Annotated in this window: 12 protein-coding genes; all 12 read right to left on the bottom strand. The window is 61.1% G+C overall.

Annotated features, from left to right (window positions below; genetic code table 11):
- Positions 1 to 35: 35 nt before the first annotated feature.
- Positions 36 to 773: a cephalosporin hydroxylase family protein gene (locus EL257_RS07595; protein WP_126361219.1), complete on the bottom strand. Its 738-nt coding sequence runs from the start codon at positions 771 to 773 to the stop codon at positions 36 to 38.
- Positions 774 to 790: 17 nt separating this feature from the next.
- Positions 791 to 1,861, bottom strand: a complete 1,071-nt coding sequence (locus tag EL257_RS07590) for a class I SAM-dependent methyltransferase (protein WP_126361218.1) — start codon at positions 1,859 to 1,861, stop codon at positions 791 to 793.
- Positions 1,858 to 2,709 carry an NAD-dependent epimerase/dehydratase family protein gene (locus EL257_RS07585; protein ID WP_126361217.1) on the bottom strand — a complete coding sequence of 284 codons (852 nt, stop codon included), beginning with the start codon at positions 2,707 to 2,709 and terminating at the stop codon, positions 1,858 to 1,860. Before EL257_RS07585 ends, EL257_RS07590 begins: the two co-directional genes overlap by 4 nt.
- Positions 2,706 to 3,932, bottom strand: coding sequence for a class I SAM-dependent methyltransferase (locus tag EL257_RS07580; protein WP_126361216.1), 1,227 nt, complete (start codon positions 3,930 to 3,932; stop codon positions 2,706 to 2,708). Before EL257_RS07580 ends, EL257_RS07585 begins: the two co-directional genes overlap by 4 nt.
- Positions 3,929 to 4,489 carry a dTDP-4-dehydrorhamnose 3,5-epimerase gene (gene rfbC, locus EL257_RS07575; RefSeq protein ID WP_126361214.1) on the bottom strand — a complete coding sequence of 187 codons (561 nt, stop codon included), beginning with the start codon at positions 4,487 to 4,489 and terminating at the stop codon, positions 3,929 to 3,931. The genes EL257_RS07580 and rfbC overlap by 4 nt, the downstream gene beginning before the upstream one ends.
- On the bottom strand, positions 4,486 to 5,568 hold the full coding sequence (rfbG, locus tag EL257_RS07570; RefSeq protein ID WP_126361212.1) for a CDP-glucose 4,6-dehydratase: 1,083 nt from the start codon (positions 5,566 to 5,568) through the stop codon (positions 4,486 to 4,488). The genes rfbC and rfbG overlap by 4 nt, the downstream gene beginning before the upstream one ends.
- Positions 5,550 to 6,323, bottom strand: coding sequence for a glucose-1-phosphate cytidylyltransferase (gene rfbF / locus EL257_RS07565; protein ID WP_126361210.1), 774 nt, complete (start codon positions 6,321 to 6,323; stop codon positions 5,550 to 5,552). The genes rfbG and rfbF overlap by 19 nt, the downstream gene beginning before the upstream one ends.
- A 1,062-nt stretch (positions 6,324 to 7,385) precedes the next feature.
- Positions 7,386 to 10,979 carry a glycosyltransferase gene (locus EL257_RS07555; protein ID WP_126361206.1) on the bottom strand — a complete coding sequence of 1,198 codons (3,594 nt, stop codon included), beginning with the start codon at positions 10,977 to 10,979 and terminating at the stop codon, positions 7,386 to 7,388.
- 113 nt (positions 10,980 to 11,092) lie between these two features.
- Complete coding sequence (locus tag EL257_RS07550; protein ID WP_126361204.1) at positions 11,093 to 12,661, bottom strand: flagellar hook-associated protein 3; 1,569 nt, start codon at positions 12,659 to 12,661, stop codon at positions 11,093 to 11,095.
- Between the two features lie 13 nt (positions 12,662 to 12,674).
- Positions 12,675 to 14,720 carry a flagellar hook-associated protein FlgK gene (gene flgK / locus EL257_RS07545; RefSeq protein ID WP_126361202.1) on the bottom strand — a complete coding sequence of 682 codons (2,046 nt, stop codon included), beginning with the start codon at positions 14,718 to 14,720 and terminating at the stop codon, positions 12,675 to 12,677.
- A gap of 24 nt (positions 14,721 to 14,744) precedes the next feature.
- The gene (gene flgJ, locus EL257_RS07540; RefSeq protein ID WP_126361200.1) at positions 14,745 to 16,067 is read right to left on the bottom strand and encodes a flagellar assembly peptidoglycan hydrolase FlgJ; all 1,323 of its coding nucleotides are present in this window, start codon (positions 16,065 to 16,067) and stop codon (positions 14,745 to 14,747) included.
- Between the two features lie 11 nt (positions 16,068 to 16,078).
- Positions 16,079 to 17,167 carry a flagellar basal body P-ring protein FlgI gene (locus tag EL257_RS07535; RefSeq protein ID WP_049802112.1) on the bottom strand — a complete coding sequence of 363 codons (1,089 nt, stop codon included), beginning with the start codon at positions 17,165 to 17,167 and terminating at the stop codon, positions 16,079 to 16,081.
- Between the last annotated feature and the right edge of the window lie 8 nt (positions 17,168 to 17,175).

The following is a 17,175-nucleotide window of genomic DNA, read 5'->3' as shown; positions in this document are numbered from 1 at the left end:
GACTCGCCAGGATAACGCTTCGGGGATGTTGCGAATTAACGAACGCGACGCAGATATCCATCCGGCGCCACAGTGATCAGCAGCTTGTTCTGCAGCTGTTGGTCGATCTCGAAATCACCATTCTCTTCCAGGTATTTCCACACCGCGGTTTTCGGGTTGTCGCCCGGGCCCCATGGACGGTCCGGGAAGAAATCGGCCGGCATGTCTTCAACCACGGTGTCCATGACCACGCAGTAGCTGTCGACCGATACCAGCGGTGCGTACAGGCGCAGCTCTTCGAGCACGTGGTCGTGGGTGTGATTGGAGTCCAGCACCAGAATGACTTTCTTGCCCTTGGCCGCAGCCTGCACCTGCGCAGCAATGGCCGGGTCGATACTCGAGCCTTCGATCATCTTGATGCGCTTGGCCATCGGGTGGCTTTCAATCGCTTCACGGTTGTGCGGGCGGATGTCGAGGTCGATGCCCAGCACTTCGCCGTGCCCTTGCAGCTCCAGCAACGAGGCGTAGTAGATGATCGAACCGCCGTGGGCGATGCCACATTCGATGACCAGATCCGGTTTGACCTGCCAGATGATTTCCTGCATCGCCATCATGTCTTGCGGCAACTGGATGATCGGACGGCCCATCCACGAGAAGTGGTAGCTGTATTTATGCTTGGCCGATTCGTTGAAGAAGTCCCGCGCCAGGCCGGTGAGTTTCTGGTCCTCACCCTGCTGGGCGATCTGTTCCCGGCACTCGGCTTCGAAGGCTTGGTTGATGCTGTTGTCGGTCATTTTGATAGTCTCAAGGGTCACTGAAACGAAGCGCTGTCGACGGCGTGATAGACGTAGCGTCCACCGGTCATCCGCTTGATCTCTTCGAGGTAATTGGAATTCATTACAAACAGATTGGCGCCTTCAGGCAGCGCATCCATCGCCTCCTGAGGCGAGGACACTCGGGCACCGCTCAATGGCAGATAACGCCCCTGTTTGGCCGGGTTGATGTCCACCACGCGATCTACCGCGACGCCGGCGCGCTGCAGAAACAATGAATAGATCACGCCCTTGGACGACGCCCCCCAGATCGCCGAACCCTGCTCAGGCGCGGACCGGATAATCTGCACCGCGCGATCCAGGCTGGCGGTGAACCCGTCCGGCAGGGTCAGGCGCGGCACCGGTTGTGTCGGGGTCAGGCGCAAGGTCGCCAAGTCAGCGACGATGTACAGGTATTGGCCACCGAACAGGTGACCCGCCTCATGCACGGTGCCGAACATGCGGCGCAGATCATCGAGCCGGAAATAATTCACGTGCTCGTAGAACAGATCGAACCAGGCTTTATGGTCGAGGATCCAGTCGAAGCACGGCACTTCAATGTAGATCTGCCCGCCCTGATTGGCGTCGGCGATTTCGGCGAGGAAGCTCAGCGGATCCTGAATGTGTTCCAGCACGTGGCGCAACACGATGCCGTCAGCCGCCAGCCCCAGACCGCGGGTGAATGGCGCTTTGATCACCGCGGCGTTGTTGCCTTCGTAAGCCGGGTCGATGCCGGTGATCGAATAGCCGAGGCCCTTGAGCAGCTCCAGAAAGTAGCCTTTGCCGCAACCGACTTCGATCAGTTCCTGGCCCTTGAAATGCTTGGCGATGATGCCTTCGACGTCGCTCAGGTGCTGCTGGAACTGGCCGGAATGCGCCTGTTCGTTCTGGTAGTCGGCGTCGTAACTGAGCTTGTCGGCGTCGAAGGCCGCATTGAAGATCAGACCGCTGCGTTCGTCCTGCACCAACAGCATGTCGGCGCGGGCCGAGGCCTGCGCCGTCGCCGCGTCGGCAAACGTGCGATTTTGCAGCACCGGCAAGTCGGTGACCCGATACAACTCGTGCTTCATCGCGACGCTCCCAATAACTGTTGCAGACGCTCGGTCACCGCCCAGAACGCCAGCGGCTCGTGGCCGGGATAGGGGTAATGGCCGAGGTTGAGTTGCAGCGCCGCATCGCGTTCACGCAGGCGTTGCTCGACCAGCGCACGGACGGAAACCGGCTGGCCGCTGGCGCAATTGATCACGCCGTTGAAGTCACGTTGTTGCAGGATCGCGGCGAGGTACCCGGCGGCGCTTTCAATGGCCAAAAAATCGCGCAGCTGTTCACCGGCCGACATGTTGAACGACGGCTCGCCGGCATCGATCGCGCGGTCCAGTGCCGCCAACAGGCTGTTGGGGTTTTGCCCTTCGCCATGCAGATAAAACAGACGTGCCCACTGCAAGGTGAACGGCCGCTCCTGCTGCAGGTTTTGCAAAAACAGGTGCAGCGTGTGTTTGGCCAGACCGTAGGGATTGCTCGGCCGTGGTTCGCTGCTTTCGCTGAGCGGGCCGCTTTGCATGCCGTATTCGAAACAGGTGCCGGTCACCAGCACCTGCTTCACGCCCGCCTCCACCGCGCCTTTGATGAAGCGATAGTCGGCCATCAGGTTGTGTTCGAAATGGAACAGCGCCCGATAATTTGGCAAGCCAGGCCAGGCCAAGTGTGCCAGCGCATCGACTCCTTCCATCAGCGCAGCGATGTCGAGATCGCTCGCGTGAAGATCCGCACTCACGAACTCGACGTCATTGATCCATGGCATGCTCTGGGCTTTTTGCAGACTGCGCGCCACGGCGCGAATCTCGCAGCCGCGCGCCAGCAATGCGGCAACCAGATGCCGACCGACAAAACCTGTAGCGCCTGTGACCAGAACCTTCACAGCACTTTCAACTCAGGCACGGCGATCACAAAGCGAGCATCCCACTGACGCACCTGCGCCAGTTGCTGACTGACTTCCTGCAGCAGGTTCCATGGCAGCACCAATACGTAATCGGGCTTCTCGATGTCGATCTGCGCGGGCGCAACAATCGGGATGCGGCTGCCCGGCATGAACTTGCCTTGCTTGTGCGGGTTGGCATCGGCCACCCAGGCGAGCAGATCCGGTTTGACCCCGGCGTAGTTGAGCAACGTATTGCCCTTGGCCGCTGCGCCATAACCGACCACACGCTTGCCGTCGGCTTTGGCCTGCAACAGAAAACGCAGCAAGTCATGCTTGATGCGTTCGGCGGCTGGCGCGAGGGTCGCGTAGTACCCGGCGGTTTTCACCCCGGCTTCCAGTTCGGCCTGCAACTGCTGCTGCACCGCTGGCTGAACCGGGCGACGCTGGCCGTCCTGGCGCTGGACAAACACGCGCAACGATCCGCCGTGAGTGGTCAGTTGGCTGACGTCGAACACTTCCAGAGCATTGCGCTCGCACAGGCGTTGCACGGCGGTCAGCGACAGGTAGGAATAATGTTCGTGATACAGCGTGTCGAACTGCGCGCCGGCCATCAGCGTCAGCAACTGCGGAAATTCGAAAGTGGCTACGCCGGTCGGCTTGAGCAGCGTCGCGAACCCTACCAGAAAATCGTTGATGTCCGGCACATGGGCGAGCACGTTGTTGGCCGCCATCAAGTCGGCGTCCCAGCCTTCGCTGCGCAATTGCGTGGCGGTGTCGCGGCCGAAGAACAGTTCGCGAATCTCCAGGCCTTTTTCTCGGGCTGCCTGCGCAGTGCTGCGGGTCGGCTCAACACCCAGGCACGCAATGCCGCGACCGGCGACGTATTGCAACAGGTATCCGTCGTTGGCAGCGACTTCCACCACACGGCTGTCAGCGGTCAATCCGAAACGCTCGACCATCTCGGCAACGTAGCGCTCGGCGTGGCTCAGCCAAGTGCTGGAAAACGAACTGAAGTAAGCGTATTCAGCATCGAACAGGCTGTCGGCGCGGGTGTAATCCTCGGTCTGCACCAGCCAGCATTGCTGGCACACGGCGACCTTCAGCGGCACCCATTGCTCGGCCTGCTCGAGGCGATCGGCGTGCACGTAGGCGTTGGACGGTGGCGAGGTGCCGAGGTCGATCAGCGGCAGACTCAGCGGTGCGGCGCACCCACGGCAATTCATAGATGCACTCCAGCAAAGTGTTGATCAAGCGCGGGATGGCTGGAATCGCGCGCTGACAAATTATTGACAGGCAATGGCCAGGCGATCGCCAGCCGAGGATCATTCACCGACAAGCCGCCCTCGTGCTCCGGCGCGTAGTCGGCGCTATGCAGATAGAGCAATTCGGCGTCGTCAGTGAGCGTCTGGAAGCCATGGGCGAAGCCGGCCGGGATCAGCAGACTTCTGCCGTCACCGGCCTTCAGGTGCTCGGCGTGCCAGTGCAGAAACGTCTCGGAATCGCGGCGCAGATCCACCGCCACGTCCCAGACCTCGCCGCGCAGGCAGGTGATCAATTTCGCCTCGGGAGCGTTGGCATTCTGATAATGCAGACCGCGCACACTGCCCTTCTCGCGGGTACAGGAATGGTTGATCTGGCGGATGTGAAATTCGCTGCCGAACGCACTCAGGCTGCCCTCGCAAAACAGCCGGGCAAAGTGCCCGCGCTGATCTTCGAAACGCTTGTGCTGAACGCTGAACAATCCGGCCAGCGGCAGCGGCTGCAGAGAGAACTCGCTCACAGCGCGCCTCGGTACAGGTTCAGTTGGCCGAGGGTCACGGCGCGCATGTCATCGCCGTTCTGCCACGCCAGATGCCAATCCAGGGTTTGTGCCAGGCAGGCCTGCAACGACCAGCGCGGCTGCCAGCCAAGCACCTGACGCGCGCGGCTGCTGTCCAGACGCAACAGGCCGGCCTCATGCAACTCGCTCGGTTCGATGCGCAGCCCGCGCGCTTGCGGCCAACGGTTGGCGAGCAACTCGACCACTTCGCCGACGCTGCACATATCCGCCTCGCCCGGGCCGAAGTTCCATGCACCGGCGTATTCCGGGCCGTATTCGTAGAGCCCGGCCGCCAGTTGCAGATAACCGGCCAGCGGCTCCAGCGCGTGTTGCCACGGACGCACGGCTTGCGGATAGCGCAGGGTCACCGGCTCGTCGGCGGTCCAGGCTTTCAGCACATCGGGAATCAACCGCTCGGGAGCAAAGTCACCGCCGCCCAGCACATTGCCGGCACGCGCGGTGGCCAGGGCCAGGCCGTGCTCGGCGTGTTTGTCGGGCGGGAAAAACGACGCGGCATACGACTGCGCGAGCAGTTCGCAGCAGGCCTTGCTGCTGCTGTAAGGATCGTGACCGCCGAGGGCTTCGTCTTCGCGATACGGCCACAGCCATTCCTTGTTGGCGTAGACCTTGTCGGTCGTCACTAGCACGCAGGCGCGCACGCCGCCGATCTGCCGAATCGCTTCAAGCAGGTTCAGCGTGCCCATGACATTGCTGGAGTAAGTACCGAGCGGATCGCGATAGCCTTCGCGCACCAATGGCTGAGCGGCCAGATGCAGAACGATCTCAGGTTCAGTCTCGGCGATGATTTCGAGCAAGGCGCCGAGATCGCGTAGATCACCGCGCTGATCGTTAATGCCTTCGTGCACACGCGCCAGTTCGAACAGGCTCGGTGCGGTCGACGGATCAAGGGAAAAGCCGCTGACTTGCGCGCCGAGGCTTTGCAGCCACAGGGTCAGCCAACTGCCCTTGAAGCCGGTGTGTCCGGTGACAAGAACGCGCTTGCCACGCCAGAAATCCGCACTCAGGCCCACTGCTTCCATGGGGCCTCCCCGCTCTGCCACAGCGCTTCGAGATGGTTCTTGTCGCGCAGGGTGTCCATTGGATGCCAGAAGCCTTCATGCTCGAAGGCTTTGAGCTGTTCGTCCTGAGCAAGGCGTGCCAGAGGTTCGGCCTCCCAGGTCGTGCTGTCATCGGCGATATAGGGCAGCACTTTCGGCGAAAGCACGAAGAAGCCGCCATTGATCCAGCCACCGTCGCCACGAGGCTTTTCGGTGAAACCGAGCACTTGATCACCCTGACGTTCAAGGGCGCCATAGCGACCCGGCGGTTGCACAGCCGTGACGGTCGCCAGTCGCCCGTGGGCTTTGTGGTAGTCGACCAGCCCGGCGATATTGATGTCAGAAACGCCGTCGCCGTAGGTGAAGCAGAACGCCTCTTCATCCTCCAGATAACGCGCGGCGCGCAGCAGACGGCCACCGGTCATGGTTTCCTCGCCGGTGTCGATGAGCGTGACGCTCCACGGTTCGCTGTAATTCTGGTGCACGTCCATGCGGTTCTCGCGCATGTTGAAAGTGACGTCGGAGGTGTGCAGGAAGTAGTTGGCGAAGAAGTCCTTGATCGCATAGCCCTTGTAGCCCAGGCAAATCACGAAGTCGTGAATTCCGTGCGCGGAATACTGCTTCATGATGTGCCAGAGAATTGGCTTGCCACCGATCTCGATCATCGGCTTGGGCTTGAGGTGCGACTCTTCACTGATGCGCGTGCCGAGGCCACCCGCCAAAATTACTGCCTTCATCGTCTCCCCTCTCGTGCGTCACCGGGCCGCATGCGGCTTCGTTGAGCTGCGCGGGCCGTCTGGCCAAACCTTTTGCCGATCCGGGCGCAGGTGGGATGACCGCGAGCGCTCGTTTTATGGCGATTTACCGGGCACTTGCAGGAAACGCGCCAGCTCCGTAAGAGGGGGTTTACAGCCAGCCTCTGACGCATCGGCGCCACGCCTTCCGGTGTAGGAGCTGCCGCAGGCTGCGATCTTTTGATCTCAGATTAAAAGAGCAAAAGATCGCAGCCTGCGGCAGCTCCTACAGGGGGGCGTTTTCGGCGGGAGGTTTTGCGGACCGCCAGCTCGGTGAGAGCTGGTTTATAGCCTGCCTCTGACGCATCGGCGCCACGCTTTCCTGTGTAGGAGCTGCCGCAGGCTGCGATCTTTTGATCTCAAATTAAAAGAGCAAAAGATCGCAGCCTGCGGCAGCTCCTACAGGTGGAGATGTTTTCGGCGGGAGGTTTTACGAATGGTCCGCCTGCCAGCGCCAGCTCGGTGGAAGCCCGGTTTACAGCCAGCCTCTGACGCATCGGCGCCACGCCTTCCGCTGTAGGAGCTGCCGCAGGCTGCGATCTTTTGATCTCAAATTAAAAGAGCAAAAGATCTCAGCCTGCGGCAGCTCCTACAGGGGGAGATGTTTTCGGCGGAGGGTTTTGCGGGAGATCCGCCTGCCAGCGCCAGCTCGGTGGAAGCCCGGTTTACAGCCAGCCTCTGACGCATCAGCACCACGCCTTCCGGTGTAGGAGCTGCCGCAGGCTGCGATCTTTTGATCTCGGGTTAAAAGAGCAAAAGATCGCAGCCTGCGGCAGCTCCTACAGGGGGAGATGTTTTCGGGAGGGGATTTTGCGGAGTGATCCGCCTGCCAGCGCCAGCTCGCTGGGAGCCGGTTTACAGCGAGCCTCTGATGCATCAGCGCCACGCCTTCCGGTGTAGGAGCTGCCGCAGGCTGCGATCTTTTGATCTCAAATTAAAAGAGCAAAAGATCGCAGCCTGCGGCAGCTCCTACAGGGGGATGTTTTTAGTGGGCGTTATCGCGAATCAATCCGCCAGCCAGCCATTTTCCCAATACCGCAGGTTGTCGCCGCGCAGCACGTAATCGCGCAGCACCACTTCGCGCAGATCATCGCCCATGCGGTAGCTGGCATCCGGGTCAGCCAAGTGCATGCGAATCGCTTGCAGCCACTCATCCGTGCTGTTGGTCTTGACCCGCGTACACGGCAAGTAGCCCTGATACGCTTCGGTATCGGTGCAGACCACCGGGAAACCGCAGGCGCCGTACTCGAGCAGACGCAGGTTGCTCTTGCAGTCGTTGAAGATGTGGAATTCCAGCGGTGCCAGAGCCAGGTCGAGATTCAGGCTCGCCAGTTTGGCCGGGTAGACATCCAGCGGAATCACTCCGTGGAACTCATGCATATAAGGACGCAAGTCATCCGGGCACATGCCGAAGAATACCCAGTCGACCTCATTGGCCAGCTCGCGCACGACATCGGCGATCACGGCCAGATCGCCGTGGTGACTGGTGCCGCCACCCCAACCGACGCGCGGCTTTTTCGAGGTACGGCGCTGGCCACGCAGGTTGCTCCACAAGTCCTGCGCCAGCATATTCGGCACCACACGAATATCGTGGTGCATGTCCGCCAACGCATTGGCCAGCGGCTGGGTCGACACGACTACGCGATCGCACAGACCGATCGCCTGGCGCACCATGCGCTCCATCTCATGTTTGTTGGGCATGTTGCGGATATGCGCGTTGCGATGAGGAACATCGATCACGTAGTCGTCGAGTTCGAAAATGCGCCGCGCATGAGAGAACTTTTTCAGCGGCGGAATCTCGTCGATCGCCCCTTGCGAATAGCGCCCTTGCAAGACGATGACGTCCGGTGACTGGCGCTCGATATCGATGATCGACGGCAAGCCGTAACAGATCCGGCCCTGCGCACGGTTCGCCGCTTCCAGCTCGATCAGCGGCTGGCTCATGCGGTAGTGACCGATGGCAGAAGCGTTGATCGGTACCGCCAGTACGTTCGGCAACTGCGCGGTGGAAAATGCGCTCCAGCCGGTACGCAGGCCTGGCTCGAGACTGAAACTGGTGGCGCCGACACCTTGCAACGACAGATTGACGTTGAACGCCGGATCACGAGCAATGCGCGGCAACCAGCGCTTGTAAAAAGTTTCCTGCTCATGCACGTGCTGCTGGTCTTCGTCAGCACTCGCCGCCACGCTCGGGCGGGTGCCCAATGCGAGCAAGGCATAGGGCGTCCATACCACCAGATAACCTTCCTGGCCGATCCGCAGACACAGGTCGGCCACGTTCAGCGATTGCTTCAAATCCTGCTCATCGAGCCCTGCGACAGATTGGTAAACGGCTTTGCGCACCATCAGGCAATCACCGCCCACGGCGCTCAGGTCATGCACTGCCTGCAAGCGGAACATGTAGCCGTCGGCCTGCAAGGCCTGACCATAAAACGGCAGTCCGACCGCACCCTGCAGGCCGAGAATCAGACCGGCGTGCAGCACACAACCGTCGGGGTTGAACACTTTGGCGCCGACCACACCGACTTCCGGACGCTGCGCCTGATTGAGCAGCTCGTCGAGCCACTCGGCGTGGGTGATCACCGCGAAGGTATTGAGCAGCAGAATGTATTCGCCTCGGGCCTGCTGCACCGCAAAGTTGTGCAAAGCCGATGTGTTGCCGTGTTGGGGATAACGCAAGACACGAATGCGATCACTGCCCAATTGCGCCATGCCATCGAGCCACGCCAAGGCTTCGGCGCTTTCGCTGCCTTTATCGACCAGCAACAGCTCGTACTCGCTGTAGGCAGTTTTTTCCAACAGCGTTTCTACGCAACGCTGGACGGCGGCGGTCTGATCCTGGGTGACGATGATGATCGACACCAAAGGTCGCCGGGCATGGCGATAATCGGCGCGATTGAGCAAAGCAGAACTGCCGCGACGGATCTCGTGAGCGATCCCCAGTCGTTGCAGATGGGCTTCGAGCACACGCGGGTTTTGCGCAATGACGCCTGGGTGGGCAAGCCAGCCACCAAGATCGAACGGCGATTCCAGCAAAACCTCGGCAACGTGCCCGACCACTTGCGTGCCGTCGCTTTCGACCATGCGCCAGAGCATGTCGTGCGGCGCCAGTTCGGCGAACGTCGCGGTGAATCCACCGAGCGCAAGGAAGCGTTCACGCTTGAACGCCAAAGCACGTCCGACGTACGGATAGCTGCGCAGCAGGTCGAGGTTGAAATCCGGTTTGAACGCAGGCTCGGCGGACTCGCCGTTGCGCAGGCTGCCTTCGTCGCTATACAGACAGGTCAACGACGGGTCATGGGCGATTCGGTCAGCCATCACCAGCAATGCCGGCATCACCAGACGGTCGCCAGCCTGTAACAGATAGAACCAGTCGGCGCCCTCCAGTTGCGGCAGCAGACTGTTGATCTGTTCCAGACCATCGTCCTGCAAAGGCATGCGGAACACGCGCCCATCCAGCTGCGCCTCGGTGCTGGATGCAGACAAAAGCAAAATCAGCTCTGGCGAGTAATCCTGCGCGGCCAGCGCCTCAAGTGTGCGCTCGACAGCGTCGCGACTGCCTTCAGCATCAATGACGATCGGCACAATCCGCGGCTGGTGCGACCACGCGGCGAGGGTTTCGGGCAGCACTTTGCGTTGCCCTTCGGTGAGGGCGCGGCATTCGAGCCAGTGCGCGTACAGTTCGGCGAAGCTCCAGCTATCGATACCGACGCACCACTCCTGACGGCTTTGCTTGGTGCCGAGCGTACGGCTCAGCGGCAGCTCTTCCCACGCTCGCGGCGCCTCGTCGGCTTTGCTCAACGGCACATAGCGAACCCAGCCTGGCGCAGGCGCGGCCTCACCGCTGCGAGCCTTGAGCATCTGCAGAATCCACTCGCGCTCGACCTCGACCGCATCCTTCATCGACTGCTGGGCGCTAAGGCGTTCCGGGTAGAGCCGCTCGGCACTCAGGACGTTGTTTGAGACGGCGATGTTGCCGCGGCGCATCAGGCACACGAACAGGGCGAAATCCAGTGTCGCGACAAAGCAATGACCTTCTTGCGTCAGGGCCGGCAACAGCTCCGCAAGATCGGCACGACGGAACAATGCGTTGCTGAATCCACCGAGCACATTGACCGGGAATTTCTCGAAGATCCCCAGCAGGTCATCACCCTTGAACAAGCCGCTGGCCGGCGACAACGAAGTATTTTCCAGCCGCGCCGGAAGAATGATGTCATCGGCATCCCACAACAGCCGCTGCGCCAGCACCAGGCTGACTTCCTCGCGCAACATCTCTTGGGCCTGCTGCTCGATGCAGGCGGCATAGAGGTGATCGTCGTCGCACAGAAACTTGACGAATTCGCCCTGCGCCTGCTCCAGGCACGCCTTGAGGTTACCGACCATGCCCAGCGTGCGCGGGTTACGCACATAGCGCACGGCAACGCCGGACTGCTCGACCACTGACGCGACAATGGCTTCGATCGCCTGACCGCGACTGTCGTCGCAAACGATGATTTCGAGAGGCGCGTAGCTCTGGCTCACGGCACTGTTCAGCGCGCGCTCGAAAAAGCGCGGATTGAATGCGGGGATGACCAGACTGACGAGGGGGAGTGAATTCACGGCGGGCTCACAGGCGGTGCGAGCCCGCTCAGAAAGCGAGCCCTTGAAACCGCAAAAAGACATTAACTATTGAAGGAACAGGACAACACGGGCGCTTGCGCGCCCGCTCACGGTCAGATCTTGTTGAACAGACCCAACTGGGAGATTTTGCTGAAGGCCAGTTGCGAGGCTTGCAACATGGTCTGTTGCAGCGTCAGGCGCGTCATCACTTCGGCCGGATCCGAATCGCGGATCGAACCTTGCGTGGTTGAGTTGGCCGTGCTCAGGCTGTCGTTGGTAATGGCCTGCATGTCCAGCGCCTGACCACGCGCACCGATCTCGGTGACCGCCGTGCCGATCTGATTGCTCGCGGCATCGATGTTGCCGATCCCGGCCTCCATCGCGTTCTGGAATTTCTGCTTGGCCACCGGATCACCGTCGCTCGGCGTATTCAGCGCGGTAATCATCTGGCCCAAGGTGTCGAGCACGTTCTGGGTCTGGTGATCGTTCGCCTGGATCGAGAACTGATCGCCTGCAGCCGGGGTATTGCCCAGCGCGAAGGTCACGCCCGCGGCAGTCGCGTTGCCACCCACTACAGTGCCCGAAGACACCGGTTTGCTGTCGGCCGTGACTGGCGCAGCGTACAGATCAAACGCGGTGGCGCTGGTGAACTTGAGAACGGCGCCGCCCTGCGGGAAGCCCGCGGTGTAGGCTGCCTGATCGGTGATATTCGAACCGGTGATGACTGCGGTCGACGGGTTACCCGGGCTGCGCGCAGTGGTGAACGAGTCAGATGCGGTGGACAACTCGAAACTGTGGCCGGCGATGACTGCGTCCGGGTTGGTGTCACCAGCCTTCAGGTTGACGTTCAGCTTCATGTCGATGCCACGGAAGCTGATCGTCTGGTTGGCCCCGCTGCTGTTGCTGACCAGACCGTTCTGGCTCGCTTCAGCGGTCACGTCGTTGCCCAAGGCATCAGTGATTTTCAACTGGGTGCTGCTGACGAAACTGACGGTGTATGGCTGGCCGGCGGTGAACTTCGAATCGTAGGTCGCGGCGGTGCCCACCGTGCCGTTGGACAGCACAACGCGGCCATCATCCACGGCCGGAGCGGTCATGGTGACGTTGGTGCGCGCGGTATTGATGGTTTGCTGAAAAGCTGCCCAACCGGTGGTGTTGGTGCCGACGGTCATGCCATCGCCAATGCCCAGATTGATGGTGGTCTGGTCACCGTTGTAGGAATACGTGCCATCGGCATTTTGCGAGTACGGCGCGGTGTCGGTTTTCGAACCGGAGAACAGATAGTTGCCGCCGGCATCCTTGGCGTTCATCAGGCCCAGCACTTGTTGCTGAATCTGCCCCAGTTCCGAGGCGTAAGCCTGGCGGTCCTTGTCGGTGGCCGTGCCGTTGTTGGCGGCCAAAGCCAGTTCCTTGGCGCGCGCCAATGCCGTGGTGATGGATTCCAGCGTAGACTCCTGCACGGTCAACGAACTTTTGGTGGTGTCGACATTGGTCTTGTACTGATCCAGCATCGCGGCCTGCTGGCCCAACTGCAGCAAACGACCGGCGCCAATCGGATCATCGGCCGCCGTGTTGATGCGCTGCAGGCTGCTCGCTTCGCTGGCGCTGGCCACAGCCTTGTTGAAGTTACGCTGATAGTCCGACGCTTGCGTGCCGTAATACTGGGCGGTGGAAATGCGCATGAATTACGACTCCTTAAAGGCTGTTGATCAGCGTGGCGAAAGTTTCCTGCGCAGCTTTGATGATCTGCGAAGACGCTGTGTAGTACTGCTGGTATTTGACCAGGTTGCCGGTTTCTTCATCCAGGTTGACCCCGGACAGCGAATCGCGTGCACCTTTGGCGTTATCCAGAATTGCTGTGGTCGCGGCGCTGTCGGACTTGCCTTGGGCGGTCTTGGTACCGACGTTGGTCACCAGGGTGTTGTAGGCGTCGGTCAGGCTGATGCCCTTGCTCGCCGAACCGGTGTCGACGGTCTGCTTGGTTTGCAGGGCGACCAGTGCCTGGGCGTTGCGGTTGTCCGAAGACGCCGCGCCGGTCAGGTTCATGGTGAAGGTTTCGCCGGACTTCGGCGTACCGCCCACGGTGGTCTGCACGGTGAAAGTCTTCTGCACGTTCGGCGTGACGGTCGTGTCCATCACCGGGTTGCCGCTGGCATCGACGATGCCGACTTTCAGGTTCAGCGTATTCGCCTGGCCGGGCACGATGGTGCCGGTGCCGATGGTCGCGCCTTTGGCGTCCACCAGGTTGTACGACTGGCTGCCACCACTGGCCGCACCGAAAACCAGTTTGACCGGCGTCGAATTCTTCAGCGCTGCCTGCATGTCAGCCTGGGCAGTCGGGTTGTAAATGTCGATCTTGTCGCTGAGCGTCGGCTGCGTGTAAGTACCCAGGCCGGCGGCGCTGGCCGTACCGGTCAATGGCGCTGCTGCGGCAATCTTCTTCGGATCGCTGAGTACCGTCTGAATGCTCGCCGCGGCGCCACGGGTCGGGGTGATCTTGAAGCTGTCACCGGCGCTCAGGGCGCCGCCGTTCAGCGCGAGGCTGAAGCCGTCGATCACCGGCGGCGGATTGGTGGTGGTGCTGAACGCGCCCAGGTCGGTGCCGTCGGAACGCTTGACGGTGTAATCAGTGGCGCTGGTGAACGTCACCTGATAGTCACTGGTGGTCAGCTTGCCGGTGTCCTTGATGGTCACATCAAGGTTGCCCGACCCTGCGCTGTTGCCATCTTTGGCAATGCTGCGCTGGCTGATCAACGCGGCGCTGTTGATGTTGTTGAACAGCGCGGCGCCGAAGTCACCGTTCTTGTCGATGCCCTGCGCCTGCTGGCTGTTGATCTGGTCAGCAACCACCAGCGCAACACGCCCCAGCTCGTTGAGCGAAGGGTCGAGGACTTCCTTGCGATAGGTCAGCAGACCGCCGATTTCGCCACCGCTGATCACCGAAGTGATGTCGATGGTGCTCGAACCGCGATCCATCTGAATGCCCACGCGCGACGGGTCGTCTTTGAGCGGCACAGTGCTCAGGGTATTGGTGGTGTTGCCGATCACCAGCGGCTGACCGCTGCCGACATAGATGTCGAAACTGGTGCCGCGCTCGACGACCTGCGCGCCGGTCAACTCGGACAGTTGGCGCACGGCTTCGTTACGCGAATCGAGCAGGTCATTCGGCGCGCCGCCGCTGGTGGAAATCTCACCGATCTTCTGGTTGAGATTGGCGATCGAGGTGGCGAGTTTGTTCACCTGCGCCGCCATGTCGGCGAGGCTGCCGTTGATCGTGGTGTTCTGATCGTTCAGCTGTTTGGCAAGGGTATTGAAGCGGCTGGTCAGCGCCTGTGCACCGGTCAGAACCGACTGGCGCGACGTGTCATCAGTAGCCGAGGTCGATACACCCTGCAGCGAGGTGAAGAATTTCTGCAGCACGCCGGTCAGGCCGGTGTTGGTGTCCGACAGCATGGCGTCCAGCGGGGTCGCCTGCTTCAAGAACGCGGCCGACTCGCTGTCGAGCGAAGTCGCCGTGTGCAATTGGGTTTCCAGATACGAGTTGTAGACCCGGCGTACATCGGCCAGGGTTGTACCGGTGCCGATGAACACAGTGCCGAACTGCTGCGACGACTTGGTGCCCTGCACGGTTTGCTGACGTGAATAACCGGCGGTGTCGACGTTGGCAATGTTGTTGCCTGTCGTAGCCAAAGAGGACTGGCTGGCCGACAGTCCTGACATCCCGATATTGAGCAAACTCATGGTTCAGACCTTATACCTTGTGCCTTATAAAGGCGTGGTGGATACACCCGCCGCAGCGTAGTTTTGGAAACTGTTCATCTGCTTGGCAATCTGCGAAATCTTTGTCGCGTAGTTCGGGTCGGTGGCGTAACCGGCCTTCTGCAACTCGCGTACAAACTGTTCTGGGTTATCGGCAGACTTCAGGACATCTTGATAGCGATTGTTGCTCTGCAGCAAAGTCACCAGATCATGGAAACTGTCTTTGTACGAGGCGTAGGAGCGGAACTGGGCCGTCTCCTTGACCATCTGCCCGTCGCGGAATTCGCTGGTGATCGCTCGCGCCGAATCGCCCTTCCAGTTGCTGCTCGCCTTGATGCCGAACAGGTTGTGGCTGCTGCTGCCATCCTGGGCGCGCATGACCGATTTGCCCCAGCCGGTTTCCAGTGCCGCTTGCGCCACCAGATAACGCGGATCGACGCCGATGCGGTCGGCAGCTTCCTTGGCCATCGGCAGCATGGTGTTGACGAATTCGTCGGCGGAGCTGAAGGCTTTCTTCGCCGGCGCCAACGGAATCTGCGCCATGGCGCGGCCATACACCTGCATCTGTCCGCCAGCCGCTTTTGCATCTTCGGCGCGGGCCAGCCAGTCGCCGTTGTACAACGGACCGGCACCTGTGGCGACGGCGGTCGGCGCCGCGGCGGCCGTGGGGGCGCGCGGCAGCAAGTTGTTCGGCGCCGGCGTGGCTGTCGGCGTCGCCGACGGCACCAGACCTGCGAGCAAACGATCAGCCAGTTTCGGCGGCAACGCCAGGCGACGCTTGTTGATCATCGCCATGTCATTGCTGTGCGAAACATCGGCGCTGTTCGACACCCGCCCGGAACGCGACGCCCACAGCGGACGTTCGCCATTGACGCGCGACAGCGGGCCGTTGATGGCGGTGGTTCCGGCAGCAATCGGCGTCGCCACGGCAGCGGCTTTGGCCCTGGCTTCTTCTTGCTTGGCGGCGGATGCGGCAGCAGCCTCACCCGGAGCCATCGGTTTGTTCTTCTGCATCTGGCGCAACAGCACGTCAGCCAGGCCGATACCACCGCCCTCGCGAGACATGGACACAGCGAGTTGCTGGTCAGACATTTCCTGATATTGCTTGGCCGCCGGGGTGTTGAGCGGATTGTCCTGCCCCAGCGTATCGGTGGCCGAGCGCATCGATTTGAGCATTTCACCGATGAACAGCGACTCGAATTCCTGCGCCACTTTGCGCATGTTGCCGTCGCTGTTCTTGTCGCCGACTTTCAGCTGATTCAGGCGATTGAGGTCGGAGTACGAACCCGAATCGCTGTTGCTGACCAGACTGCCTTTGCGCATATCCATGATGGCTGTCCTCAGATCACGATCAGGTCGGCTTGCAATGCGCCGGCCTGCTTCAGTGCTTCGAGAATCGCCATCAAGTCACCCGGTGCCGCGCCAACCTGATTCACCGCCCGGACGATTTCGTCGAGGGTGGTGCCCGGGCCGAACTTGAACATCGGTTTGGCTTCCTGCTCGGCGTTGACGCGCGAACGTGGCACCACCGCAGTCTGCCCGTTCGACAACGGGCCTGGCTGGCTGACAATCGGGTCTTCGGTGATGGTCACGGTGAGGCTGCCGTGAGTCACGGCGGCTGGCGAAACCTTGACGTTCTGGCCGATGACAATCGTGCCGGTACGCGAGTTGATGATGACTTTCGCCACCGCCTGACCCGGGTCGACTTCGAGGTTTTCGAGGATCGACAGATAGTCGACGCGCTGGCTCGGATCGAGCGGCGCAGTGACCCGGATCGAACCACCATCGATGGCTTGAGCGACGCCAGGGCCGAGCATGTCGTTGATCTTGTCGACGATGCGCTTGGCCGTGGTGAAGTCGGAGCGGTTGAGGTTCAGCGTCAGGCTGTTGCCCTGGTTGAAACCGCTCGGCACCGAACGCTCCACCGACGCACCACCAGGGATGCGACCGGCCGACGGAACGTTGACGGTGATCTTCGAGCCGTCGCGACCTTCGGCATCAAAACCGCCGACCACGAGGTTACCTTGAGCGATCGCATAGACGTTGCCGTCAATACCCTTGAGCGGGGTCAGCAACAAGGTGCCGCCGCGCAGGCTCTTGGAGTTACCGATCGACGATACGGTGATGTCGACCTGCTGACCTGGCTTGGCAAACGCTGGCAGATCGGCACTCACCGACACTGCCGCAACGTTCTTCAACTGCACGTTACCCGAACCCGGCGGCACCTTGATGCCGAACTGCGAGAGCATGTTGTTGAAGGTCTGCAGGGTGAACGGCGTCTGCGTGGTCTGGTCACCGGTGCCATTTAGCCCGACGACCAGGCCATAGCCGATCAACTGGTTGGAGCGCACGCCGGAAATGCTCGCGATGTCTTTCAGTCGCTCGGCATGTGCAGCGAAGGCTGCGGACATCAGCGCCGCCGCCAGCATGAAGCTTT

It is taken from the genome of Pseudomonas fluorescens (assembly GCF_900636825.1).
Lineage (GTDB): Bacteria > Pseudomonadota > Gammaproteobacteria > Pseudomonadales > Pseudomonadaceae > Aquipseudomonas > Aquipseudomonas fluorescens_BG.
The sequence above is the reverse complement of the archived record's forward strand: the minus strand, read 5'-3'. Positions and strand labels throughout refer to the sequence as shown.